Genomic DNA, 24,725 nt, shown 5'->3' with positions numbered 1-24,725 from the left:
GCGCTACGCGAGCGCGCGCAGGCGCGCGAAACCGTTGCGCAGGCAGCGGGCCAGTTCCGCCGCGGCCGGCGTGTGCTGGCCGCGCGGCACATGGAGGTTGATCGAGAAATTCGGCAGGACGGGCAGGCCGCCGCCGGCCGGCAGGATATCGAGGTCAGTCGCCTGCGCCTGCGCCGGACGATCGCAACGGCAGCCGCAGCGTCGTCACGAAGCTTGCCGCATGCAGCGCGCACAGCAGGCCGAACGCCCACGCATAGGCGACGGCCTGCGTGCCGCCGGCCGTCGTCGATTCGGCCTGCAGCCGCCACGCGAGAAACAGCGTGCACAGCGTCGTGAACGTCGGGCCGCCGAGCCGCTGCACGATATTGAGCGACGTGGTCGCCATCGGCAAGTTGCGGCGCTCGACCGACGCATATGCGGCGGCGATCGACGGCGCGCCGATCGCGCTCTGGCCCATGCCGCGCAGAAACAGCGCGGGGACGAGCACGAGCGGATCGTAACCGGTCAGCGCGAGGAACACGAACGGCAGCGTGGCGACGAGCGCGAGCAATGCACCGGCGGCGGCCAGCCGGCGTACGCCGAAGCGGCTCGTCAGCGCGCCCATCGACGGATAGGTGACGAGCATGCCGAGCCCGAGCGGCGCGAGCAGCCAGCCCATCTCTCCCGGCGAGCGCCCGCACGCCTGGATCAGGAACACGGGAATCAGCATCTGGCCTGCATACATCGCGCCGTTCGACAGGAACTGCGTGCTCGCTGCCGCGCCGAATACGCGCGAGCGAAACAGCGCGAGGTCGATCAGCGCAAGTTCGCGCTGGCGGCGCTCGAAGCGCAGGAACGCGATGAGCAGCAGCGCCGAGCTTGCGACCGCCGCGATGCCGAGCGTCGAGCCGATCCGCTCGACGCCGTACAGAAACAGCACGAGCGCCGGCGACAGCAACGCGAGGCCGAGCCAGTCGAGTTCGCGCCGCGGCGCATCGTCTTGGTCGCCGGGCAGGAACCGCGCGGCCAGTGCGAGCGCGAGCGCGCCGACGGGCAGGTTCACCAGAAACAGCCAGCGCCACGACGTGTGCTGCAGGATCGCGCCGGCCACGACCGGGCCGAGGATCGGCGCGAGCAGTACCGGCACCGCCGCGTAGCCGATTGCGCGCGCCATCTGCTGGCCGGCGACGCGCGCGATCATCATCTGCGCCATCGGCGCGAGCAGGCCGCCGCTGACGCCTTGCAACACGCGAAACGCGATCAGCGACGGCGCGGACCACGCGAGCCCGCACAGCGCCGACGTGAGCGTGAACGCCGAGAAGCACCACAGATACAGCGCCTTCGCACCGATGCGGTCGACGAGCCAGCCGTTCAGCGGCAGCACCAGCGTCAGCGCGAGCAGGTAGCCGCTCGTCACCCACTGGATCGTCGACAGGCTGGCATGCAGGTCGGTCGCGAGGCTCGACAGCGACACGTTGACGATCGTCGCATCGAGTTGCGACAGCAGCGAGCCGAGCGTCGCGACCGCGCCGACTTTCCAGATCGATGGATCGAGCCGGCCGGCCGCGTGGCCCGGCGCCGGTCGGATGCGCTTGTCGCTCACGCGCCGCGCCGGTCGAGCAGCGCGACGATGTCCTGCGTCGTGCCCGTTTCGCCGAGACGCGGGAACAGCCGCTCGACGCTGTTGACGTGCGCGTCCGCGTTCAGGTCGGTCATCGCGTCGACGGCGAGCGTCACGTTGTAGCCGAGTTCGTGCGCCTGCCGCGCGGTCGATTCGACGCCGATGCTGGTCGCGACGCCGGTCAGCACGATCTGCGTGACGCCGGCTGCCTTCAGGTGCGCGTCGAGACCGGTGCCGGTGAAAGCGCCCCAGGTCTGCTTCGTCACGACGTGGTCGGTCGGCTGGCGGTTCAGCTCGGGCACGAGTTCGGTCCAGTCGGCCGGAAGCTGCGCCGTGCGTGGCGCTTGCTCGGTGCGGCCCGGTGCGCCGCCCGCGACGTTGACCAGCACGACCGGCAGGCCGCGGCTGCGGAACGCGTCGAGCAGTTCGCGGGTGCGGGCGATCACCGGTGCGACCGGGTGCACGGTGGGGAGGGCGACGATGCCTTTCTGCAGGTCGATGACGACCAGCGCCGTGTTCGTGTCGAGACGGGTTGCGCTCATGATGGGGCTCCGGGGAAAGGGCGGGGAAAGCCGTGCGCGCGCATGCCGCGTCGCGCGCCGGCCGGCTTCATTGCTCGCCGATGCGGCGGATCAGCGGGATGGCGGCGGCGAGCGTGTCGATGTCGTGCGGATCGAGCTTCTCGATCGCGGCGCCGAGCCACTTGTTTTTCGCGGCGTTGCGCTTGTGTCGTGCGTCGAGGCCGGCGGCGGTGAGTTTGAACAGGATCTGGCGGCCGTCGGTCGGATGCGGTTCGCGCTCGACGAGCGCGTCTTCCTCGAGGCTCGCGAGGATCGCCTTCATCGACTGCGGCTTCATCGCTTCGGCGCGCGCGAGATCGGCAGTCGTCATCGGCCCGTGCCGGTGAAGCCGTGCGAGTGCGCTCGTCTGGGACATGCCGAGCCCTTCGGAATCGATCTCGGAGCGCAGCCGGCGGATGAGCTGGCCGACCGCGAGGGTCAGGTCGGCGGCGACGGCGTCGGCGGAAACGCCGGGTTTGCGTGGCGGGTTCATGCGGCGAATCATAGAATAAGACAGTTAAACTTGCAAGTTTGACTGTTGAATTGATCGCCGCTTGGCGACGCCGTCCGGCGCGCGATTACGTACGCCGATGCGCGACCGGTACGACTTCGCTGTAGCGCGGGGTCGCGTTCTCGTGCAGCAGATCGCCGAGATACTGGTCGAGTTCGTCCGCGGCGAGCGCGGACGGAATCTGCAGATTGGCCGGGCGTCGCTTGCCTTCGGCGCCGAGATCGAACACGGCCCAGCGGCCGTCCATGCGCACGACGGCGAGCAGCCGACCGAATGCGTTGAAGCGGTATTCGTCCTGCATGGCGTCGCTCCCCTGGCGTGAATGCGCCGGCTGCCTGCGTGTGTTTACCGGATCGAACAGGACAGCCAGCGATGGATCCGGATGGCGTCGCTCGATACGCCGGCGCGCGTCGGCGCACCGAGCAGCACGACCGTTTCGCGGCGGCCTTTCACGCGCATGCGCATCACGACGCCGTGCCCCGATTCGTTGATGAAGCCGGTTTTCTGCAGCCGGATCGGCAGGCGGCGGTAGCGCACGAGCGGGTCGGAATTCACGTACACGAGTTCGCCGTCGCCGGGGCGCACGGTGGTCGACAGATCGGTCGAGAAATAGCGGATCAACGGATCCTGCGCGGCCGCGCCGACGAGCCGCGCGAGATCTTCCGCGGTCGATACGTTGTGCGGCGACAGGCCGGTGGGCTCGCGGAAGTGCGTATGCCGCATGCCGAGCCGACGTGCTTCGCGGTTCATCGCCTTGACGAACGCGACGCGCCCGCCCGGATAGTCGCGGCTCAGCGCGGCGGCCGCGCGGTTCTCCGACGACATCAGCGCGATATGGAACATCTCGCGGCGCGACAGTTCCGAGCCGACCTGCAGCCGCGAACCGGTGAACTTGATCGTGTCGCGATCGCGCGCGGTCACGCGCAGCACGCCGTTCAGCGGACGATCGGCGTCGCGCGCGACGACGGCCGTCATCAGTTTCGAGATCGATGCGATCGGCCGGACGGTACGCGCGTTGCGCGCCAGCAGCGGGGTGCCGGAATCGACGTCGAGCACGTAGGCCGCGCGCGAATGCAGCGAACCGACCGCGCGCGGCGTATAGCCGCAACTGGCGAGCAGCTTCGGCTTCGCGGGCGGGCGCGGCCGCACGGCGGCCGTGCGTTTCGCGCGCCGCTGCTGCGGCGCGGGCGCCGCGTGGCGTTTGGCCGCCTGATGCGTCACGCGCGAGCGACGATGCTTGACGGCCTTTTTCTTGCGATGGGGTTTCTTCTTGACGGCCTTCGTATGGGCATGCGGTTGCACATGGGCGGCGCGATGCGGTTGTACGCGTTGCGCGGACGCATTCGCGGCGAATGCGAGCAGCAGGAACGACAGGGCGAGGATCAGGGTGGTCCGGGCGCGAGGCAGGCGCGCGATGAGGCCGGTCAAGCGAAAGTCTCCTTTTCACGCGCGATGCGGCTGCGCGGAATGCGTGGGCGGTCAGCGGGTGCGGGAAATTATACGGTCGATCGCGGGGCGATGACGATGGGATGACGCGCATTGACGCGTGATACGGGAGGATTTCGGTCGTTTTCGCGCTGTCGGGCCGCGGTGGGTGTGGGGTGAAAGGCGCGCAGCCACGCGGTTCAGCGTGGCCAGTTCCGCCGCGACACGACCGCAAAACTGATCGCGATCGAACCGGTCACCGCGCGTGGCGGCGCGTCTTCCAGGGCATCGCCGAAGCGAAAGCGGCGGCTGCGCCCGTCCGTGCGCTCGGCACGACGCGTCGGTGCGCGGGTCTCGGCGGCCACTGCGCGAGCGTTTGCACCCGCGACATCGCATGACGGCTCGGCCACGCAGTCGGCCGCTGGATCGAGGGACATGAACGTGAATTCCGGAAAGGGCATGTCCGTATTGAACGCCATTGCATTCGATCGGTAAAATGAATATTTCGATCGTTACGATTCCATTAAAGAATGGAACTGAAACTGCTGCGCACATTCCTGACGGTCACCGAGCTGTGCCATTTCAGCCGTGCGGCCGATGCGCTGCACATGAGTCAGCCTGCGCTCAGCAAGCAGATCGGCGCGCTCGAGGCGAGCCTCGGCGGCAAGCTGTTCGAGCGCGGTCGGCATGGCGCGGAGCTGACGCCGTTCGGCGAACGCTTTCTGCCCGACGCGCAGGCGCTCGTGCGCGATGCCGACGAAATCCTGGCGCGTGCGCGGGAAGCGACCAGCGGGCAGCGCGGGCATTTGCGGCTCGGCATCTGCCTGTCCGTGCTGACGCTCGTGCCGAAACTGATCGCCGAATTCCGCCGTTGCAATCCGGGTATCGCGGTGACGCTGAGCGACCTGTCGTCGTCCGAGCAGACGCGCCGGCTGCGCACCGGCAAGCTCGACGCCGGTTTCCTGCGCCTGCCTGCCGACGAAGGCTTGTCGTCGTTCAAGGTGATCGACGAAGCGCTCGCGCTCGCGGTACCGCCGCATCTCGGCTTCAAGCGCGTGCCGGCCGACCTCGACGTGCTCAACGAGATCGGCTTCATCGCGCTGCAGCGTGCGCGTGGTCCCGGGCTGGCCGCGCAGATCGACCGATGGTGCGTCGCGCGGCGCTTCGTGCCGCACGTGATGCAGCAGGCGGAGGACGTGCAATCGGTGCTGACGTCGGTCGCGGCCGGCGGTGGTGTCGCGTTCATCCCGTCGAGCGCGCAGTACCTGTTGCGCGACGCGACGGTGCTGCCGCTCGACGGCCGGGACGCGAAGTGGCGCGTGGGGCTCGCGTGGCGGTCCGATCGCGACGATCCCGTCACCACGCGTTTCGTGTCGTTCATGCGCGCGGCGCTCAAGGGGGCGTGACGCGGCGTATAGTGTCCGCGATCGCTTTCTTCCTGCATGCCGGCGCGACGCCGGCCGACGAACCCGAACCGATGACTTCAGAATCCGACGAATCCCCGCTCGATCCCGCACTCGTCGCCACGCTCGCGACGCTGAACGAAGCGGCCAGCGATCCGGCCGGCAAGCCATGGTCGCTGCCGAAGATCGCGAAGCGCGCGCAATTGCCGATGAGCACGCTGCGCCGCGTGTTGACGCAACTCGACGCCGCCGGCCTGAGCGCGACGACGCTGAACGAGGACGGGACCGGCAGTGCTGCGCTGACCGACGAGGGGCGCGCGGTGTGCGCGCAGTTGTTCGGCGCGAACGATGCCCGCTGAATGAAAAAACGGGCCGCCGAGGCGGCCCGTTCATCGCCGAACGACGGCAGATCGGGGTGTTCGGCCCGTGCGGGTGGCGCACGGGCCGGCGCATCGTCATCCGAGCGCGATCAGAACCACTGCTTGTAGCGGCGCACGTAGATCGTCTTGACGATCTGCGCGAGCACGATGTAGCCGACCATCGTCGCGGCGAGCCACAGCCAGTAGGTGCCCGGCAGGTGCATGAAGCCGATCGCTTCCGCGAACGGCGAGAACGGCAGCCAGCAGCCGATCGCGATCGCGGTGAAGGTCGACAGCAGCACCGGCAGCGACGCCGTGCTCTGCAGGAACGGGATCTTCTGCGTGCGCAGCAGGTGCACGACGAGCGTCTGCGACACGAGGCTCTCGATGAACCAGCCCGAGTTCATCACGATCTGGCCGCTCGCGCCGCCGTTCAGGTGATACAGCGCGCCCGCACCGAACACCGTCCACATCAGGATGTACGTCGTGATGTCGAATACCGACGACGTGGGCCCGACCCACAGCATGAAGCGGCTGATGTTGCCGGCTTCCCACTTGCGCGGCTTCTTCAGGAACTCGGGGTCCATCTTGTCCCACGGCAGCAGCATCTGCGACGTGTCGTAGATCAGGTTCAGCACGAGCAGTTGCGTCGCGAGCATCGGCTCCCACGGCAGGAACGCGCTGGCGACCAGCACCGAGAACACGTTGCCGAAGTTGGAGCTGGCCGTCATGTTCAGGTACTTCAGGATGTTGCCGAACGTCTCGCGGCCCTTGATCACGCCTTCCTCCAGCACCATCAGGCTCTTTTCGAGCAGGATGATGTCGGCGGTCTCCTTCGCGATGTCGGCGCCGCTGTCGACCGAGATGCCGACGTCGGCGTCGCGCAGCGCGGGCGCATCGTTGATGCCGTCGCCGAGGAAGCCGACGGTGTGACCGTTCGCCTGCAGCGCCTTGACGATGCGCGCCTTCTGTAGCGGCGTGAGCTTCGCGAACACGGTCGTGCGTTCGACGACCTTGGCGAGCGTGTCGTCGTCGAGCACTTCGATTTCCGTGCCGAGCATCGGTTTGCCGGGTTCGAGGCCGACCTGGCGGCACACCTTCATCGTGACGGTCGGGTTGTCGCCCGTCAGCACCTTCACCGCGACACCGTTCTCGCGCAGCGCGGCGAGCGCCGGCGCGGCCGACTCCTTCGGCGGATCGAGGAAGGTCAGGAAGCCGCGCACGACGAGATCGTGTTCGTCGGCGGTGCGGTATTGCGCACGCTCGTCGCCGCGCGGGATCGTGCGCGTGGCGAGCACGAGCACGCGAAAGCCGTCCTCGTTGTACGCGGTGGCCTGTTCGAGCAGCCGCTTGCGGGCCACGTAGTCGAGCGGGCGTACGCCGTCTTCATCCTGCACGTGCGTCGACACCGCGAGCATTTCCTCGACCGCGCCCTTGCAGATCAGCAGATGCGTGCCGCGCGTATCCTCGACGACGACCGACAGGCGGCGCCGCACGAAGTCGAACGGCAGTTCGTCGATCTTCTTGTAACCCTGCGGCTTCACGCGTTCGCCGATCTCGTCGGCGCGCGCGACGACCGCGATGTCGATCAGGTTCTTCTGGCCGCTCTGGTGGAAGCTGTTCAGCCAGCCGAGCCGCAGGATGTCCTCGTTCTTGTGGCCGGACAGGTCGAGGTGATGTTCGAGGATGATCTTGTCCTGCGTGAGCGTGCCGGTCTTGTCGGTGCACAGCACGTCCATCGCGCCGAAGTTCTGCACCGAGTTCAGCCGCTTGACGACGACCTTGCGGCGCGCCATCGCGACCGCGCCGCGCGCGAGGTTCGCGCTGACGATCATCGGCAGCATCTCGGGCGTGAGGCCCACGGCCACCGCGAGCGCGAACGTGAGGGCGCTCAGCCAGTCGCCCTTGGTCAGGCCGTTGATCATGAACACGATCGGCACCATCACGAACATGAACTTGATCAGCAGCCAGCTGACGCTCGCGACGCCGCGGTCGAAGCTCGTCTCGATGCGCTTGTGGCTCACGACGTTGCGCGCGAGCGAGCCGAAGTAGGTCTCTTCGCCGGTCGCGACGACGACGGCCGTGGCCGTGCCGCTGACGACGTTGGTGCCCATGAAGCAGACGTTCTCGAGATCGAGCAGCGACGCCGGTGCGTCGTTCGCCGCGCCCGCCGCGTGCGTGCCCGCGGATTTGCCGGCCACCGCGCCGAGCGTGTCGTACTTCTCGACGGGCAGCGCCTCGCCGGTCAGCACCGCCTGGCTGATGAACAGGTCGCGCGACGCGAGCAGCCGCACGTCGGCGGGGATCATGTCGCCGGCGGAAAGATGCACGATGTCGCCGACGACGACGTCGCGCATCGGCACTTCGCGGCGCGACGGCTCGGCCGTGTCGGTCACCGCGCGCTGCACGGTCGCGGTCGTGCGGACCATCGCCTTGAGCTTCTCGGCCGCGCGCAGCGAACGGAATTCCTGCACGAAGCGCAGCAGCGCGCTGATCGTGACCATCGTCAGCAGGATCGTCATGCCGACGTAGTCGCGCTCGTCGGGCGCCGCGAAGTAGACGTCGGTGAAGAAGCTGATGGCGGCCAGAACCAGCAGCACGTAGACGAACGGGTTGTGGAACGAGAGCAGCAACTGCCGGGTCCAGTGCGGCGGCTTGTCGTGCGCGATTTCGTTCGGGCCATGCTGCTGCAGGCGGTCGGCGGCCTGGTCGTAGGTGAGGCCGCGCGTGCTGGTGTACAGCGACTTCAGCGTGTCTTCGAGCGGGCGGGCCGCTTCCTGCGCGGCGCGCATGGTGCGCGGTTCGTTCTGCTGGCCGGCGCCGGCCTTGATGAAGCCGCGCTGTTTCTTGTGCGAGGTGTTGTGTCGTGTCGTCATGAGTCGCTCCTTGCGCACGAGGCGGCGGGCGGGGAGCGACCGTGACGTTATCGACGCACGAGCGCTCCCCGCCGCGTCGCGTCAGGCGCGATCGGCTGTGGATCGGTAAAGGCGGGAACGCTCGCCGGCGCGCATGATGCGGACGGCGTGTCGATGCGCAGCGTCGCACCGGCGAGCGGTAATCGACTACTGTCGTCTGAGTTCATCTGCACTCCTGTCGGTTGCGGATAGTCGGCACGGGCGATCGGCAGCGGCGCGCGCAACGAGGCGCGCGGCCGGACGGCACGCGAACGGAGAGCGCACGCGGCTGGCGCCGCGCGCAACACGAACGCACGCGCGCGACGGCGCGTCGCGTGCATTCGACAACATCGAAAAATTCGGCGGGAGATCTGGCCCGTGGTCAGGCCGGAAGGGCGCCGCATCCTGCTTCCCGGGATGCGGCAGAAGACGAGGCTCTGCGCGTTTTCCTCAGGCAGCAGTCAAGTTGGCCAGGGACCAACTACAACTCGCATCGGTGTTCACAGAACACTCCATGTAACTAGACGGGGGCGATGGTAATGGCTCGCTGTGCGAAGCGTCAACCCTTTTGTCAGGCGTTATTTCGAGATGCTTGATCGCGCCGGTGTGCGTTCGCGGGCGCGCCGGACAGCCCGCAACGAAACAGCCGCACGCACACCTTGTCGGCATGCGCGCGGCTGCGTCGAACGCGGTGCCGGTTACTGGTTCGCGGTCGCGACGGCGGCGCCCGCATCGAGGATGCCCGAGCCGGCCGGCAGCGCGGTGCACGACGTGCCGGCCGCCAGCTTCGCCGCGCGCGTGCCGCCTTGCAGCTTCTGCAGGATCTGCGCGGGCGTGAGGTTGCCGTTCACCGACAGCATCAGCGCGGCGACCCCCGTCACCTGCGGCGTCGCGAGGCTGGTGCCGTTCGCGAGGCCGTAGGTGTCCGAGCCCGGCGTCGTCGTGCCGGTGTTCGACGTCGACAGGATGTTGACGCCCGGTGCGCTCAGCGCGACATCGGCGCCGAAGTTGCTGAACGATGCGCGGCGGCCCGTCGCATCGGTCGCGCCGACGGAGATCACGCCGCGGCAGTTGGCGGGCTGGTCGAGCCCGGTCGACAGGCCGTCGTTGCCGGCCGCGACGACCACGGTCACGCCTTTCGCGGTCACGTCGTCGATCGCCTGCTGGAACGTCGTGCTGCACGCGCCGACTCCACCGAGGCTCAGGTTGATGATCTTCGCCGGCCGCGGGTTCGTCGGTACACCGGTCACCGGAATGCCGGCCGCCCAGCGCATGCCGTCGGCGATGTCGCTCGTCACGCCGCCGCACTTGCCGAGTACGCGCACCGGCAGGATCTGGCCGAGCCACGATACGCCGGCGATACCGGTGCCGTTGTTGGCGGTCGCGCCGATCACGCCCATCACGCGCGTGCCGTGCCAGCTGCTGTCGCTCGGCTGGCTCGCGCAGTGATAGAACGGGCCGTTGGCGTTGTCGAGTTCCTGCTGCGTGACCCAGTCGCCCGGATCGGTCGCGTCCGGGCCGCGCGTCAAGCCGTTGTTGCTGGTGTTGACGTTGCTGATGAAGCTGTAGCCGGACAGCAGGTTGCCGACGAGGTCGCCGTGCGGCCGATAGCCGGTGTCGAGCACGGCCGTGACGACGGTCGGCGAACCCTTGGTCACGTTCCACGCGGGCGGCAGGTCGATGCCGGCGGTCGGGTCGGACAGATACCACTGCTGGTTGTAGAGCGGGTCGCTCGGCGTGTCGCGGATCTGCATCGGGTGATCGGGTTCCGCGTAGTCGACATCGCTGTCGGCCGCGAACGCCTGCGCGAGCGCGGCGGCATCGGTGGCGGCCATGCGCTGGCCGAGCGACAGCACGGCCGCGCCGTTCGAGATGGTGCGCTCGACCTGCACGTTCACCGGCGTTTGCGCGACCGTGCTCGCGTACGCACGGGCGCTGCCGGTCACCGGCGCCGTCCAGCGCGTCATCGCGCGCTGGATCACCGCGTCGAGTCGCGCACCGTTGTCGACGGCCGCCATCGCTCGGGGGGCCGTCAGCGTCTTCAGCTTGACGATGAGGTGATCGACCGGCGGCTCGACCGGTGCGGTCTGCGCGGCCATCTGCACGGCGGCCTGCTGCGACGTGCACGCATTGGTGCCGGACGACGCGGGCGGGGTGGTCGGTGCGGGCGTGGGCGCAGGCGCGGGCGCCGGTGCGGGTGACGCGTTGGACGAAGACGGGTTGCTGCCGTCGCCGCCGCCTCCGCCGCAACCGGCGAGGGGCAGCAGGGCGGCGGCGGACAGCATGCCGGCGAGCATGCGCGCATGTGCGAGGCGCGCCAGCGCGAAATTGAAACGTTTGGCTCTCATGTTGAAAGTCGATCCTCGTAGATAACCGTCGTGCCGGCGGTGGCGCTGGTCCGGGCGAGCCGGACCTTGTCGTTTTTGTCTGACGGTTGCAGCAGGTTGCTGCGACGCGCCATGCACTGGGTAACGGCGTGCGCGGCGGCTTCTTGAGTGCGTTTCGCGAGAAAAACAGGCGGTGCCGCAAACGATTACGTTGGTGCGTCGCAGCATGAACGCGCGTTTGGAACGACCGGCACAGAGCCGGTGCGCGGACCGGTCGGGCAGGAGGCGCGGGCGAGCGGGTTTGCGCGGCACGGAAAACGTCTTTCAGGATCCGGCCGCGGCGGAAGGTGGTTTACGCTTCCCCTGATATGACGCGAATATTGTCGGGCGTACGATCGCGACTCGATCAACGTTTCGTCAGGAGACAAGCATGGATCGTCGTTTCCGTTGGCTTGCCGTCGCGCTGGCCTGTGCGCTGGCCGGCACCGCGCACGCGCAGGCTCTTACCGGTACGCTGAAGAAGATCAAGGACACGGGCGTCGTGTCGCTGGGCATTCGCGAGTCGTCGGTGCCGTTTTCGTATTCGGACAACCAGCAGAAGAACATCGGCTATTCGCGGGACATCGCGTCGCGCATCATCGACCAGTTGAAGACGGAGTTGAACCTGCCGAACCTCACGGTGAAGGAAATCCCGATCACGTCGCAGAACCGGATTCCGCTGCTGCAGAACGGGACGATCGACTTCGAATGCGGTTCGACGACGAATACGCTCGAACGGCAAAAGCAGGCCGCGTTCTCGAACAGCATCTTTCTGTACGGCATCCGCTTCAGCACGCGCAAGGATTCGGGCGTGAAGGACTTCGCGGACCTGGCCGGCAAGACGGTCGCGACGACGGCCGGTACGTCGGACGAGCGCCTGCTGCGCAAGCTCAACGAAGAGAAGGCGATGAACATGACGATCATCAGCGCGAAGGATCATGCCGAAGCGTTCATGAACGTCACGACCGGGCGCGCGGTGGCGTTCGTGATGGACGAGCCGCTGCTGTACGGCGAGATCGCGAAGGATCGCAACCCGGGCGCGTACACGGTCACCGGTACGCCGCTCGTTCATGAAAACTACGCGTGCATGATGCGCAGGGACGATCCGCCGTTCAAGCGCGTCGTCGACGGCGTGATCGCGAAGATGCAGACCTCGGGCGCGGCCGAGAAGCTGTACGACCAGTGGTTCACGCAGCCGATTCCGCCGAAGGGCGTGAGCCTGAACTATCCGCTGTCGGCGGAGATGAAGCAGCTGTTCAAGAATCCGACGGATCAGGCGCAGTACTGAGCACCGCGTCGTGGCGATGTCGCGCCACCCATGAAAAACCGCCGGCACGTGCCGGCGGTTTCGCTTTGCGGCCCGGTCGCTCGTGCGCCGGACGCGCGCGTCAGGCCTTGATTTCAGGCCCGCGTGCGGCCGGCCGTGCCGGCGCCGCCGGGGCGGGAGCGGGCGCCATCGAACGCGCCGAAGGTTGCACCGGCACGATCACGACGACCGGTTCCGGCATGGCCCACGGCGCCATCGCGAACCCGACGGGCTGCGGCATCGGCATCGCGAACGCGTTGGCGAGCGCGATGTGCTGGAGCGCCATCATCTGCTGCTGCATCGCGAGCATCTGCGCCTGCGCCGCCTGCATCCGGTACTGCACGGCCTGCATTTGCCGCAACGCTGCCGCGGGCGGCATGCCGCCCGACGACGACGTCTGCATCTCGAAGCTCGCACCGCCTTGCGGGCTGTGCCAGCTCCACGTGCTGACCTTCATCGGGCCGACGGCCGTCTGGACGACACGCGTCTCGGCTTTCACGGGCACGGCCTGCCCGTTGACATTGACGAACATCGGTTGGGCGGCCGCCGCCGCGCCGGGCTGCCCGGCCAGCGCGAACACGGGCACCAGCGCCAGCGCGCCCGCCGCCATATACGAACGGAATCGCATCTTCGTATCTCCATCAAACGAGACTGATCGAATCAACAATGACGTGCGGCTCACGGAGTGAGCCACCCGAGACAATGCCGCCGCCGGCTTAAATCAACATTAAAACCGCCGCCGGCGGCCCGATCGGCGCATGTCGGGACCGGCCATTCAACCTCGCCCGCGCCAGGGAAATCCTGTCGCCGGATGCAACAACAGGCACAATACGGAATTCGCCACGATCGCACGCATGTTCGACATTCGAACATTGGCGGTGCGGCACTGCTGTCCGACCTCCTTCCCAGTCGTCATGAACGCCACGCTCACTCCCGCGCGCGAGTCGAATTCGCCGCGCTTCCTGCTGTTCCTGATCTGCCTGTTCGCGTCCGCCGGCCAACTCGCGATCGACATCTACGTGCCCGCGCTGCCCGACATGGCACGTTCGTTCGCGACCACGCCGCAGGCGATCCAGTCGAGCGTGTCCGGTTACATGGCGGCCTACGCGCTCGGCCAGCTGATCTTCGGGCCGATCGCCGACGCCTACGGCCGCAAGCGCGTGCTCGCCTTCGGGCTCGTGATCTACACGATCGGCTGCCTGCTGTCCCTCGGCGCGCCGAACCTGGAGACGTTCGTGCTCGCACGCTGCCTGCAGGGCTTCGGGATCGCGACGACCAACCTGCTGGCGAAGGCGATCATCACCGATTCGTTTTCCGGCCAGGCGCTGATGCACGCGTTCACGTACATGTCGATCGCATGGGGGCTGGCGCCGATCATCGCGCCGGTGATCGGCGCGCACCTGCAGGAATGGTTCGGCTGGCGTGCTTGCCTCGTGTTCCTGCTGGTCTACTCGCTGGCGATGTGGGCGCTGCTGTGGCGCTACCGCGAGACCTTGCCGAAGCCGGTGCATCTCGAGCCGCGCACGCTGATGGCGAACGCGGGCAAGGTGCTGGCCAGCCCGGTGTTCCAGAGCTGCTTCCTCGCCCAGGGGCTGTGCTACAGCATCCTGCTGGTGTTCAACATCGTCGGGCCGTTCATGGTGCAGACCACGCTGCACAAGCCGCCGACCTTCTTCGGTTATCTCGCGCTCGGCATCGGCCTCATGTATTTCCTCGGCGGTTTGTCGAACCGGATTCACGGGCGCGGGCTGCCGAGCGCCGAGCAACGGCTGCGGATCGGCGCGCGCGTGATGGCGGGCGCGTCGGTCGCGATGCTGGTGCTGGCGCTGACCGTCGGCCTGCGCGTGTGGACGCTCGCGACGCCGGTGCTCGTGATGGGTTTCTGCGCCGGTGCGATGTATCCGACGCTGATGGCCAAGGGCAATTCGCTGTTTCCGCATATCGCCGGCCTGACGAGCGCGATTCTCGGCTGTGCGCTGCTGCTCGTGTCGTCCGCGATGATGGGGCTGGCCGGTTTCGTGTCGATTCACGTGCTGACGCCGCTGGCGGTGTTTTTCGTCGCGTTGTCGTTCATCGTCGTGTGGATGGTGACGAAGCTGCTGCGGTATCTGTCGCAGCAGCAGGCGGCGCCGGTGGTGTGCGGGAGCGGGGAGGCGGCGTAAGCGCCGGGTGGTGACCGCGGCCCACGAGCCGGATCCTGCTGAATCGCGTCGCCCGGTCCGACGCCGCTGACGTGATCGCCGCGAACCATCCGGCAAGCGTGCGTCGATCGCGCTGGTTCGACGGCTCGGGTTCAGGCAAGCGGGATGTTCGCCGCGCTGTCTGCGCATCGGCGGCGAATGGCGCGACCACGAGCGTTTGGGCATTGCTGGCCGACGACGCGCGCGAAGCCGGCACCTGACGGTCGATTCCCGTCCCGGTCACATTCCTTGCAGCGGATGCGCGGCCCCGGCCTGCTGCAACAGCGACACGGCAACCGGATCCGGCAGTCCGTTCGGATCGATCGCGCCAGCCTTCGCCAGCGCAACGAGATCGCCGTCGACGCCCGGTTGCCCGGCCACGAACGAGGTGGTCAGGAACGCCGGCGCGGCGAGCGAGACCGCATAGCGCTGCTGCAGGTTCGTCACGACGGCCGATTGCGCGGCCTGCACGGTGTCCGGGCTGTTCATGGCCCGCTGGTAGCGCAGGCTGCCCTGGAAATTGCCGATCAGCCCGGCCGTGTTCGTCCCGAGTTGCGCCGCGAGATAGACCAGCATCAGCTCGGTCTCGGGCGTCGTGTTGAAGGTGCCGCCCGCATAGGCGAGCGAATGCAGGCTCGCGCCGCCCGACGCCACGGTGATGACGCATGGCAGCGCGGCGTCGAGCGTCACACGGTAGTTGCCGCCGCCGTCCGTCAGCGTCGTTGCCGAGCCGACCGCGCAATTGACCGTGACCTGCGCGCTCGCGAGCGCGTCGCCCGTCGCGGCCGTGCCCGATAGCGCGACGGTCTGCGTGTTGTCGTTGAAGCATACGTCGACACCGAAGCAGGCATCGCCGTTGCAGGCCTGGAGGGCGGCGAGCGCTGCAACGCACAAGACGCCCAGCGCGGGGCGGGTGAAGCGTTCGTGGCGGATGTTCATGGTCGCAGGCCATCGAGAGAATGAGGCAACCGGTGCGCGTCGGGAATGCGGCGCTGCTGTCATTCTAGGTGCTGAACCGCGGTGCTGCTGGCCCGTTCGGTCTGCCGCTGGCGGCTTGCGCGCGGTATGGCCGGGCCGGGGCGTCATTGGCGCGGGTGGCGGGCCGGCGCCAAGACGTAAGCGAGCAACAGGCTCAGCAGAACGCTGAGCCCGAGCACGTGCCAGTGGCTGGCGAGCAATCGCTGGAAGTGTTCGCCCATGTCCGGCGTGATCCACCAGCAGCTTATCGGATGCATGCGAGCCTGGTGGCATTCCAGGATGCCGCCGTTGCGATACGCGTCCCACAGGCTGTCGGCGGCATACAGGCCCAAGCAGAGCGGGATGATCTGTACGCCATGCCGGAGCAGTTTGCCCTCGGTTTCGGGTGTCATCGTTGTCGGTCCGGAATCGGCCTGCGTCGGTTCGTCGTCGGTGCCCGAATGCACCGCATGCGCGATATTGTCGAACTAATTCATCCCGTCCACAATGATTTGCGGCTTGGCCGGTCCGGTCGAATAATCGGGCGACTGCACTCGACTTCTCCGGCCGGCCGCCGAAGGCGAATACGGCCGGCCAGTAAGGCCGGCTCGCCGCCTCAGGGCTTGCGCGCGGCCGGCTTCGCGAACGCGCCGCGCACCTCGAAGCCGATCGCATCCGCGACGTTGCCGCGCGCATCGACGAGTTCGAGCCGGTGCCGGCCCGGCCATGGCAGCCACGCGACGCGATCGGCATGCCCGATCACCTTGTCGTCGAGCCGCCACGCGAACTTCGCCGCGCGCCCGGACGAGCGCTCGAACCAGATCCGCTGGTTCTTCGGCGGAATGTCCGGGTCGATCGCGAAGATCGTGCCGTCGGTCGGCGCGCCGATCGTCAACGGCGCGCGCGCGCCGTCCCTGCCCGGCGTGACCGGCGCCGCGAGCCGGATCGTGTCGACCGCCGTGCCCGCGATGAACCACTCGTTGCGGGCCGGCTCGATGTCGCGCTCGAACGCGATGCGGCGCGTCTCGACGCCGGCCGGCGCACGCGGCGCACGGCTCGGCAGGTCGCGGTGCAGATAGCCGACGACGGCCGACCACACGGGCGACGCGCCCGTGACGCCCGACACGTCCCACATCGGCGAGCCGTCCGCATTGCCGACCCATACGCCGACCGTATAGCGCGACGTGAAACCGACGGTCCAGTTGTCGCGCATGTCCTTGCTCGTGCCGGTCTTGACCGCGGAAAAGAAGCGCGTCGTGAGCGGGTTGTCGAAGCCGAACGTGCGCACGCGCGCATTGTTGTCGGACAGGATGTCGGTGACGACGAAACTGGCCGCCTCGCTGAACACGCGCGTGCCGGCGTCCGGCCGCGCGGGCGCCGCTGCGCCGGCTGCCGCCGTCGGCGCCCCGGCCGGCAGGTCGACGACCTTGCGCGCGACGCCGCCGTTCGCGAGCGCGCGGTATGCGTTGGTCAGCGACAGCAGCGTGACGTCGGCACTGCCGAGCGCGAGGCTGAAGCCGTAGTAATCGCCTTCCTGCGCGAGCGGCAGGCCGAGTGCGGTCAGCGTGCGCGCGAAGCGGTGCGGCGTGACGAGCACGAGCGTGCGCACGGCCGGCACGTTCAGCGAACCACCGAGCGCGCTGCGCACGCTCACCCAGCCCTTGAAATCCTTGTCGTAGTTCTGCGGAATGTACAGGCCGCCGCCGGCGGCGAGGTTGATCGGCGCATCGTCGAGCAGCGACGCGGCCGTCAGCCGCTTCTCGTCGAGCGCCTGTGCATAGAGGAACGGCTTGAGCGTCGAGCCGGCCTGACGCGGCGCGAGCACGGCGTCGACGTCGCGCGCGCTCGACAGCGCCCCCGACGAACCGACCCACGCGCGGATCTCGCCGGTCGCGTTGTCGATCACGACCACCGCGCCGTCCTGTACGTTGCGCCGGTGCGCGGGCGCGTCGAGCTCGGTCAGCGCGCGCGTCAGCGTGTCGCGCGCGAAGCGCTGCAGCGGCGCATCGAGCGTCGTGCGGATCTGCGCGCCGGCCGCCGGCTTGACCTCGGCCGCGATGCGCCGCGCGAAGTGCGGGGCGAGGGCGGCGCCGTCGTCGCGGACGGTATTGGCTGGGCGTGCGACGACGAGCTGCACGTAGCCGTCGAGCGACGCGCATGCCTGCTCGGCATGCATGTCGCGCAGGATCCGGCACGCGCGCTCGGCGATCTTCGCGGGTGCCGCGTTCGGCGCCCGCACGAGGGCGGCCGCGATCGCGGCCTCGCGCGCGTCGAGGCCCGACGGCGCCTTGCCGAACAGCACCTGCGACAGCGCGCCGAGCCCGATCGTCTCGCCGCGGAACGGCACCAGGTTCAGGTAGGCCTCGAGGATCTGGTCCTTGCGCCAGCTGCGTTCGAGCCACAGCGCGTTCACGGCCTGCGTGGCTTTCTGCGGCAGCGAGCGCTGACCCGAGCGGCGCGGCGAATCGCTGAGCAGGCCCGCGAGCTGCATCGTGACGGTCGACGCGCCGCGCGTGCGCTCGTTCCACAGGTTGCCCCACGCGGCGCCGGCGATGCCGCGCCAGTCGACGCCGCTGTGTTCGTAGAAGCGCTTGTCCTCGGACACGACGATCGCCTCGCGGAACGCGGGCGATACGTCGGCGAGCGACACCCAGTCGCCGCGCCGTTCGGTGAGGTCGATGCGCGTGCGCTGCAGCGGCGTGCCGTCGCGCGCGAGCAGCACCCAGTCGGAACTGCGCCAGTTGCGGCGCACGTCGTCGTAGCCGGGCAGCGCATGCGCGACGAGCGGCGCGGCCAGTACGACGGCGACGAATACGCGGCCGGCGAAACGCGCCGGCCGCGGCAAAGCCAGATCGATCATCACTTGCTCGTTACTTGCCCGCGTCGGCCGGCTTCACGGTCAGCGGCGGGTTCGGCCACAGGCCGTACACGGACGGTGCATACAGCGCCTCGACGCGCGTCGGCGGCAGGCCGAACGTGCCGACGTTGTTCAGCCGCACCGTGTACTCGACCGAGAATTTGCCCTTCGGCAAATAGTCGTAGTACGCGCGATAGCCGTCGAAGTCGCGCTCGATGAACGCTGGCCATGCACCGTCCGGCGTTTTCTCGCCCTGCGTCGCGGCTTCGGAATCGCGGCCGAGGCCCGACCCGAGGATCGTCGCGCCGGACGGAATCGGATCGTTGACGACGACCCACGTCATGTCGCTCTGCGCATCGATGTCGAGATGCACGCGCACGACGTCGCCGCGCGTCAGCACGCCCTTGACGGCCGGCGATACGGGCGTGACGGTCTTCGTGATCCGGTAGCCGGCCGCGAACGGCGCGCGCAGCGGCACGGCGGCGAGGCTTTCGACGGTCGCCCACGGGCGACCGGTGCCGTCCTGCGTGACCGACAGCGTCGCCGGCCCCTGTGACGCACGCGGCCACGGCATCAGCACGCTGCGCGCGGCGGCCGCGCGGGTCGCGGGCGTGGCCGACGCCGACGCCGACGGCGCCGCCGACGCGGGGGTATCGGCGGGCGCGGCCGAGCCTGCCTGCGACCACGAGATCGCGCGTTCGTTGCCGCCGAGCGCGATCTTCGTCGTGCCGGCGACCGGCGTGCTCTCGTAGGTGCGCGAGAAGCGCTCGACCGCGAGCAGGCCGAGCGCGTTCGACGTGGTCGTCTGCCAGGCGCCCTGGCGTTGCAGCGCGAGCAGGCCGGCGGTCACGCGCGGCATTTCATCCTTCCATGCCGGGTCGCCCGCGAATTCCAGCGCGAGACGGGCGGCATTGGTCTCGTTGCTGGTCATCAGCCACCACAGGTCGTCGTCGCGCGCGGTCGAGAACACTAGCTGCGTGCCCTGGTACGTCAGGCGCGCCCGCAGGATCTGGTCGACCTGCGCGCGTTTCTCGTCGCGTTGCGGGATGTCCTTCACGCGCGTCAGGATCGCGTGATAGTCGATCACCGCCGACGTCGGCCACTGGTTCGGCGCGATCTCGATCGAACCCAGCATGCGGCCCTGCGCGGCGCCATAGCGCGACAGCGCCTCGATCGCGGCGAGCTTGCGCAGGTCGCGATCCTGGCGCGGCGCCCACGCGTTGCGCTCGAGGCGACCGTCGACGAAGCGCGCGAGCCCGGCTTCGAGCTGCGTGCGCAGGTCTTCCGGCAGCGCGAAGCGCGGATCGAGACGGCTGGCTTCGTCGGACACCACGAGCAGGTACGACGACAGCGTCGGGCTGCCATGGTGCGAATCGTCGGACGACGGCGGGAAGTAGCTCGCCAGCCCGTCGCTGTCGAGATAGACGGGCATGCGCGCGATCAGCGCCTGCCATTGCGCGGGGTCGCGCAGCCCGATCGCACGCGACGTCTGCTGTTCGAGGCAGCGGTACGGATAGCGCTCGAACCAGCGGCGCACGCCGGGCAGGCCGTCGGCGAGCTTCGACTGCAGCGACACGGCGATGCCGCCGCGCGGTACGCCCTGGGCGTTGCTCACCGCGCCGGCCGGGGCCGACACGGGCACCGTCAGCGTGCCATCGACCTGCGCGAGCGTCGCCTGCTGCACCGTGACCGGCAGCGCGGGCACGACCTTCTGCGCGACCGCCAGCGCGTCGGACGCGCGCTTGCCGCCTTGCTCGGCCGCCTCGATGCGCCAGTTCAGCGCACCGGCCGCATCGAGCGCCTGTTCGGGCACGGTGATCGTCCACGCGACTTCGGTGGCCGCATTCGCCGCCAGCGACACGGTTTGCGGTGCGACGTCGAGGCCCGTCACGTGCGGCGTCACGAAGACCTGCATCGCGCGGTCGGTCGTGTTGCGCAGCGTGACCTGCGCACGGAACGCGTCGCCTTCGCGCACGAGCGGCGGCAGGCCGGAGATCAGTTGCAGATCCTGCGTGCTGCGGATCGACGTGCTGCCCGTGCCGAAACGGTCGGGGCCGACCGCCGCGATCGCGACGATCCGGAAGCGCGTGAGCGCGTCGTTCAGCGGCACCTCGACGGTCGCGCTGCCGTTGGCGTCGAGCGTCACGCGCGGGTTCCACAGCAGCAGCGTGTCGAACAGCTCGCGGGTCGGCGCGCTGCCGCCCCCGCCGCCGGCCGGCACGGCCTTGCGGCCGAAGTGGCGGCGGCCGACGATTTCCATCTGCGCGGTGGCCGTCTCGACACCGTACGCGCGCCGGCGCAGCATCGCGTCGAGCAGGTCCCAGCTGTTGTTCGGCATCAGTTCGAGCAACGCCTCGTCGACGGCCGCAATGGCAATCTGCGTGCCGGCCGGTGCCGGCTGGCCGTTCGGCAGCGTGACCTTCACGTGCGCCTGCGCCTTGCCGCGCACCGTGTAGCGCGTCGCGTCGGTCGTCACGGTCACGCCGAGGCGGTGAACGCCCGTGCCGACCTTGATCTCGCCGAGCCCATAGCGGAACGTGGGCTTCGACAGGTCGACGAACGCGGTCGGCGCTTCATAGTGGCGGCCTTCGCGCCAGAACGCGCGCGCCCATTCGACCGGCGCCTTCCAGCCCCACGTGAAGAACGAGTACCACGGCACCTCGCGAATCCGGCCGCGCAGCGCGAGCACCGACACGTAGACGTTCGGCCCCCACGAGTCGCCGACCTTCAGGTCCACGGTCGGGTTCTTGCCGTTCAGCTCGACGATGTGCGTTTCCATCACGCCGCCGCGCTCGACCGCGACGAGCGCGGTCGCGTAGCGGAACGGCATGCGCACCTGGAAGCGGGCCGTTTCGCCCGGTTCGTACGACGTTTTCTCGGGGATCACGTCGATCCGGTCGGTGTTGTCGCCGCCGAACCAGAGTTCGTCCTCGCGCGTGACCCACACCGACGTCGATGCATTCGACGTGCGGCCGTCGCCGTCCTTCGCGACCGCGATCAGCTGCACGTTGCCGGCCTGTTCGAGCGTCGCGTCGCAGGCCATGCGGCCCTTGTCGTCGGTCTTGCCCGAGCACAGCACGCCGAGGTCGCGCGTATCGCTCTTGTTGTCGTACGCATAGAAGCCGCCGACCATCCGCTTGCGCGACGACGTCGTGATGCGCGCGACACCCTTGATCTCGATCGGCACCGACGCGCGCGGCTTGCCCTGCAGGTCGACCGCCAGGGCCTGCACCGGCACGCGCTGGCCGACCGACACCCAGCGGCCGGCCTTGATGCCGGCCACCACCGCGGCCGGCCACAGGATCGTGTCGCCGCGGATCGTCTGCACTTCGCCGTTCGGGTCCGCGAACGTCGCCTCCAGCGCGATGCGCTTCGGTGCGTCGACGTCCGGCAGGCCCTTGAGCGTGACGGTGCCCGCGCCGTTGCGGTCGAGCGTCAGCGGCAGCTTGTCGGCGATCAGCTTCGTCGCGTCGGGGTCGTGGTTCGACGACGACGCGTTGTCACCGTCCTGCGCATCGTCGTCGGCGTTGCCGTCGCTCGTGTCGGGGCGATACGGCGTGAAGCTGAAATCCTCGAAACGATCGGCGAACGGCGGCGACGCCCACTTCATCAGCGCCGACACCTGTACCGGCAGGTTCGATGCGCCGCCGCCCGACACGTAGTCGATCTGCACCGCGAGCGGCGCTTCCTTCGCGGCGACGAGCGGGCTCTTCTGCGCGTCGCGCGCGCCGATCGAGCCTTTCAGCACCGGCAGGCGGAACGCCTCGACCCGGAAGCTGCCGCTGTAGTAGGTGGTGCTCGGCGCATCTTCCGGGCCGCCTTCGAGTTCGACGCTGTATTCGCCGAGCTTCGCGGCGGCCGGCAGCGTGAACTGCGAGTCCGCGCTGTGGTCGGCCGCCCACGTGAGCGGCAGCTTGTAGGTCTGGCCCGTGCCGAGATGGCGGATCGCGACGCGCGTCGGGTATTGCGACGGGAACGCGAGACTCTGCAGCGTCTCGGTGCGGATGAAATGCTTCATCGACACGGTTTCGCCGGCGCGCAGCAACGTGCGGTCGAACACCGTATGCGCGCGCACGGTCGGCGCGCTGTCGGTGTCGGTCGGCACGTTGAAGCGCCACGATTCGATCCCGCGGTTCCAGCCCGAGCTGACGAACGCCATGTCGGGGCCCGTCTTCGGGTCGTCGACGCGCGCCGACACGAAATAGTCGTCGAAGCGCTGCTCCGACGAGCTGCACGCGCGCTTCGGCTCGAACGGCCCGTCGATCTTCAGCAGGCCCTGCGCGTCGGTCTTGCCGGCCGCGATTTCGTCGCCGTTGCAGTCCGACACGCGGATCTGCGCGTTCGGCACCGGCTTGCCCTTGTCGAGCGTCGTGACCCACACGAGATTGTTCTCGCGGCCCTGCTTCAGATGCACGCCGAGGTTCGTGACGAGCACGGTGGTGCGCACGTACATGCTCGACGGCTTCGCGAGCAGCGAGCGGCCGAGCGCGGGCGACGCGAGTTCGAGCACGTAGAAGCCGGGCTTGTCGATCGGCACGCCGACCACTTCGAACGGGCGCAGCGTCTTCGGGTCGGCCTTCGGCAGCGTCAGCACCTGCGCGCCGGGCTCGCCCGTCAGCAGCGACAGCGAGCGCACGTCGATGCGGCGGTTCTTCGGCGCCGGCTGCTTTTCGCCGGCTTCGAGCGGCACGTACACGGGGTGCTGGCCCTTGCGTTGCAGCAGGCCGGGAATCTGGTCGTCGATCGAGCCGGCCGTCATCGACCAGTTGTCGAACCGATCGACGGTGCGCATCCATTGACGGATCGCGGTGTCGTTCTCGACCTTCAGGTTCGCGAATTGCGCGCCGCCCGCATTGAGGCCGGCGATATGCAGGTCGGCCTCGACGTTGCGCAGCGTGACGGGCACCAGCGCCGGCGTACCGGGTTCGGCGAAGCGCTCGACGATCCCGAAGGTGCCCGACGAGAATTTCGCGAGCGGCGGCATCGGCGCGGTGCGCGTCGCGAGCGGGAACAGGTCAGCGTTGGACAGCGGCCGGTCGGTCACGTCGTGCAGGTCCGACGGCAGCTCGACGGTCAGGGCGGCTTGCGCGGGCAGCGGCGGGTTGAACGTGACGGTCGTCACTTCCTCGCTATGATCGTCGGCCGCGAAGGTCGGCGACAGCGAACCGTCGGGGCCACGCAGCTTGATCGCTTCGGCCTGCTTGCGCGCGACCGGTGCGTTGAACGACAGCGTGAGCGGGCGCAGCGGCGTGCAGGGCGCCTTCGCGTTCTCGCGTTCGCACGAGAAGCTCGCGGCGAACGGTGCGCGCACGGTGAAATCGAAGCGCCGTTCGGTTTCGTTCGCGATGCCGCTCGGGCTCGCGACGCCCTTGCCGTACACGAGCTGCATCTTCGCGCTCGCCGGCAGCGCCTGCGAGCACGACAGCGTCAGCACGCGCGCCGCCTCCTTCTTCAGCCCGAAATGATCGAGCAGCGCATTGCGCGTATCGTCGTCGGCCGCCGTGACCGGAATGCGGTTGCCAATGCCGGCCGCTTCGCACCAAATGTTCGCGAGCGCCGAACGCGGCTCGGCCGGGCCGTTCAGCTTCATCACGAAGACCTGACGCTCCTCGATCTCGCGGGAGCCGGGGCGCACCGACACCGGGAACGGGCCGCCCGTCTGGAACGTGAAGCGACGCGGGCCGCTCGCCGCATTGCCGGCGACCGAGCGCAGCGTGTCGTTGAGCGCGACCGCGCAGCGGACGCCCGGCGGCAGGTCGCTTTCGAAATCGTAAACCCAGGTCTTGTCGTCGAGCCAGTGGCCCTGGCCGCGCGCGGCCGTCGAATCGTTACAGGTCACGCGCGCCGGATTCGGCGCGGAGGCCGAGCCGAAGGCGACCATCGGTTCGTCGAACTTGACGACGCTCTGCCGGACTTCGGTGACGGTGCCTTGCGGCGACACGCTCACCGTGCGCGCCGCGCCGGCGTGCAGCGACAGGGCCGCGGCGGCGCCGAGCGCCGCGACGGCGCCGATGCGCCAGAGCAGCCGGGTCGTGTGGTTGGTTTGGTTCGTTTCTTTGTTGTACTTGTCGCGCTGCTTCATCGCTCGATTGCCCTCGGAGGGAAGCTTTCTGTTTGATTGCACGGAATTCTAACCGACCGTCATGCGTGCGCAGTGCGGCGTGCAGGTGCGGTGTGTGGTCGGCACGCGACACGCGTGTGCCTGCGGCGGATTTGTCGCGTCGACGACACAAAAATGCAGCGAAATATCGATTGTCCCGGATTGCGGAACATTTAATGGACTATAAAAAGATTGTTCGATCCGATT

Annotated in this window: 18 protein-coding genes and 2 pseudogenes; 5 read left to right on the top strand and 15 right to left on the bottom strand. The window is 68.6% G+C overall.

The features are described 5' to 3' along the window. Positions 1-3: 3 nt before the first annotated feature. From KU887_RS34605 to KU887_RS20650, 7 genes and pseudogenes are all read right to left on the bottom strand, one after another. Positions 4-156 (bottom strand): annotated as a pseudogene (locus KU887_RS34605) (transcriptional regulator); the annotation flags it as partial. Next, the gene (locus KU887_RS20675; RefSeq protein ID WP_258257685.1) at positions 155-1,582 is read right to left on the bottom strand and encodes a DHA2 family efflux MFS transporter permease subunit; all 1,428 of its coding nucleotides are present in this window, start codon (positions 1,580-1,582) and stop codon (positions 155-157) included. The pseudogene KU887_RS34605 and the gene KU887_RS20675, both read right to left, overlap by 2 nt. After that, positions 1,579-2,142, bottom strand: a complete 564-nt coding sequence (locus KU887_RS20670) for a cysteine hydrolase family protein (protein WP_258257683.1) — start codon at positions 2,140-2,142, stop codon at positions 1,579-1,581. The genes KU887_RS20675 and KU887_RS20670 overlap by 4 nt, the downstream gene beginning before the upstream one ends. A 67-nt stretch (positions 2,143-2,209) precedes the next feature. Beyond that, positions 2,210-2,665, bottom strand: a complete 456-nt coding sequence (locus tag KU887_RS20665) for a MarR family winged helix-turn-helix transcriptional regulator (RefSeq protein WP_006481621.1) — start codon at positions 2,663-2,665, stop codon at positions 2,210-2,212. 73 nt (positions 2,666-2,738) lie between these two features. After that, positions 2,739-2,972 (bottom strand): hypothetical protein, encoded by a 234-nt coding sequence (locus tag KU887_RS20660; protein ID WP_124633824.1) that lies wholly within the window; start codon positions 2,970-2,972, stop codon positions 2,739-2,741. A 44-nt stretch (positions 2,973-3,016) separates the two neighbouring features. Then, positions 3,017-4,099 (bottom strand): serine hydrolase, encoded by a 1,083-nt coding sequence (locus KU887_RS20655; RefSeq protein ID WP_006481625.1) that lies wholly within the window; start codon positions 4,097-4,099, stop codon positions 3,017-3,019. Positions 4,100-4,296: 197 nt separating this feature from the next. Continuing rightward, a complete protein-coding gene (locus KU887_RS20650; RefSeq protein ID WP_034202226.1) occupies positions 4,297-4,575 on the bottom strand; it encodes a hypothetical protein in 279 nt (92 codons plus the stop codon). A 51-nt stretch (positions 4,576-4,626) separates the two neighbouring features. Here KU887_RS20650 and KU887_RS20645 point away from each other — a divergent pair, with 51 nt between their 5' ends. Both KU887_RS20645 and KU887_RS20640 read left to right on the top strand, forming a co-directional pair. Continuing rightward, positions 4,627-5,502, top strand: a complete 876-nt coding sequence (locus KU887_RS20645) for a LysR family transcriptional regulator (protein ID WP_258257679.1) — start codon at positions 4,627-4,629, stop codon at positions 5,500-5,502. 71 nt (positions 5,503-5,573) lie between these two features. Next, on the top strand, positions 5,574-5,858 hold the full coding sequence (locus KU887_RS20640) for a hypothetical protein (RefSeq protein WP_060263413.1): 285 nt from the start codon (positions 5,574-5,576) through the stop codon (positions 5,856-5,858). Positions 5,859-5,968: 110 nt separating this feature from the next. Here the strand turns inward: KU887_RS20640 and mgtA are convergent, their stop codons facing one another. From mgtA to KU887_RS20625, 3 genes are all read right to left on the bottom strand, one after another. Continuing rightward, positions 5,969-8,734, bottom strand: coding sequence for a magnesium-translocating P-type ATPase (gene mgtA, locus KU887_RS20635; RefSeq protein WP_080322619.1), 2,766 nt, complete (start codon positions 8,732-8,734; stop codon positions 5,969-5,971). Positions 8,735-8,781: 47 nt separating this feature from the next. Beyond that, entirely contained in the window at positions 8,782-8,940 is a 159-nt protein-coding gene (locus tag KU887_RS20630) for a hypothetical protein (protein ID WP_006481619.1), read from the bottom strand. A 510-nt stretch (positions 8,941-9,450) separates the two neighbouring features. Beyond that, the gene (locus KU887_RS20625; protein ID WP_309138185.1) at positions 9,451-11,100 is read right to left on the bottom strand and encodes a S8 family peptidase; all 1,650 of its coding nucleotides are present in this window, start codon (positions 11,098-11,100) and stop codon (positions 9,451-9,453) included. 409 nt (positions 11,101-11,509) lie between these two features. Between KU887_RS20625 and KU887_RS20620 the strand changes: the two genes are divergently transcribed. Next, positions 11,510-12,406, top strand: a complete 897-nt coding sequence (locus KU887_RS20620; RefSeq protein ID WP_080331114.1) for a glutamate/aspartate ABC transporter substrate-binding protein — start codon at positions 11,510-11,512, stop codon at positions 12,404-12,406. A 100-nt stretch (positions 12,407-12,506) separates the two neighbouring features. Here the strand turns inward: KU887_RS20620 and KU887_RS20615 are convergent, their stop codons facing one another. Beyond that, on the bottom strand, positions 12,507-13,052 hold the full coding sequence (locus KU887_RS20615; RefSeq protein WP_060263399.1) for a hypothetical protein: 546 nt from the start codon (positions 13,050-13,052) through the stop codon (positions 12,507-12,509). Positions 13,053-13,338: 286 nt separating this feature from the next. On the opposite strand from KU887_RS20615, the gene KU887_RS20610 reads away from it, so the two are divergent. Both KU887_RS20610 and KU887_RS20605 read left to right on the top strand, forming a co-directional pair. Next, entirely contained in the window at positions 13,339-14,586 is a 1,248-nt protein-coding gene (locus KU887_RS20610; RefSeq protein WP_006488708.1) for a multidrug effflux MFS transporter, read from the top strand. 91 nt (positions 14,587-14,677) lie between these two features. Further along, positions 14,678-14,825: pseudogene (locus KU887_RS20605) on the top strand (GNAT family N-acetyltransferase); the annotation flags it as partial. Between the two features lie 19 nt (positions 14,826-14,844). On the opposite strand, the gene KU887_RS20600 reads toward KU887_RS20605, so the two are convergent. The 4 genes from KU887_RS20600 to KU887_RS20585 form a co-directional block, all read right to left on the bottom strand. After that, on the bottom strand, positions 14,845-15,543 hold the full coding sequence (locus KU887_RS20600) for a hypothetical protein (protein WP_059720782.1): 699 nt from the start codon (positions 15,541-15,543) through the stop codon (positions 14,845-14,847). 143 nt (positions 15,544-15,686) lie between these two features. Beyond that, positions 15,687-15,974: a hypothetical protein gene (locus KU887_RS20595; protein ID WP_012493379.1), complete on the bottom strand. Its 288-nt coding sequence runs from the start codon at positions 15,972-15,974 to the stop codon at positions 15,687-15,689. A gap of 203 nt (positions 15,975-16,177) precedes the next feature. Then, on the bottom strand, positions 16,178-18,421 hold the full coding sequence (gene pbpC / locus KU887_RS20590) for a penicillin-binding protein 1C (protein WP_258257675.1): 2,244 nt from the start codon (positions 18,419-18,421) through the stop codon (positions 16,178-16,180). A 10-nt stretch (positions 18,422-18,431) separates the two neighbouring features. Next, complete coding sequence (locus KU887_RS20585; protein ID WP_258257673.1) at positions 18,432-24,500, bottom strand: alpha-2-macroglobulin; 6,069 nt, start codon at positions 24,498-24,500, stop codon at positions 18,432-18,434. Positions 24,501-24,725 lie beyond the last annotated feature (225 nt).

Source organism: Burkholderia sp. EMB26, from assembly GCF_024730645.1.
In the GTDB taxonomy this organism is placed as follows: Bacteria; Pseudomonadota; Gammaproteobacteria; order Burkholderiales; family Burkholderiaceae; genus Burkholderia; species Burkholderia cenocepacia.
The sequence above is the reverse complement of the archived record's forward strand: the minus strand, read 5'-3'. Positions and strand labels throughout refer to the sequence as shown.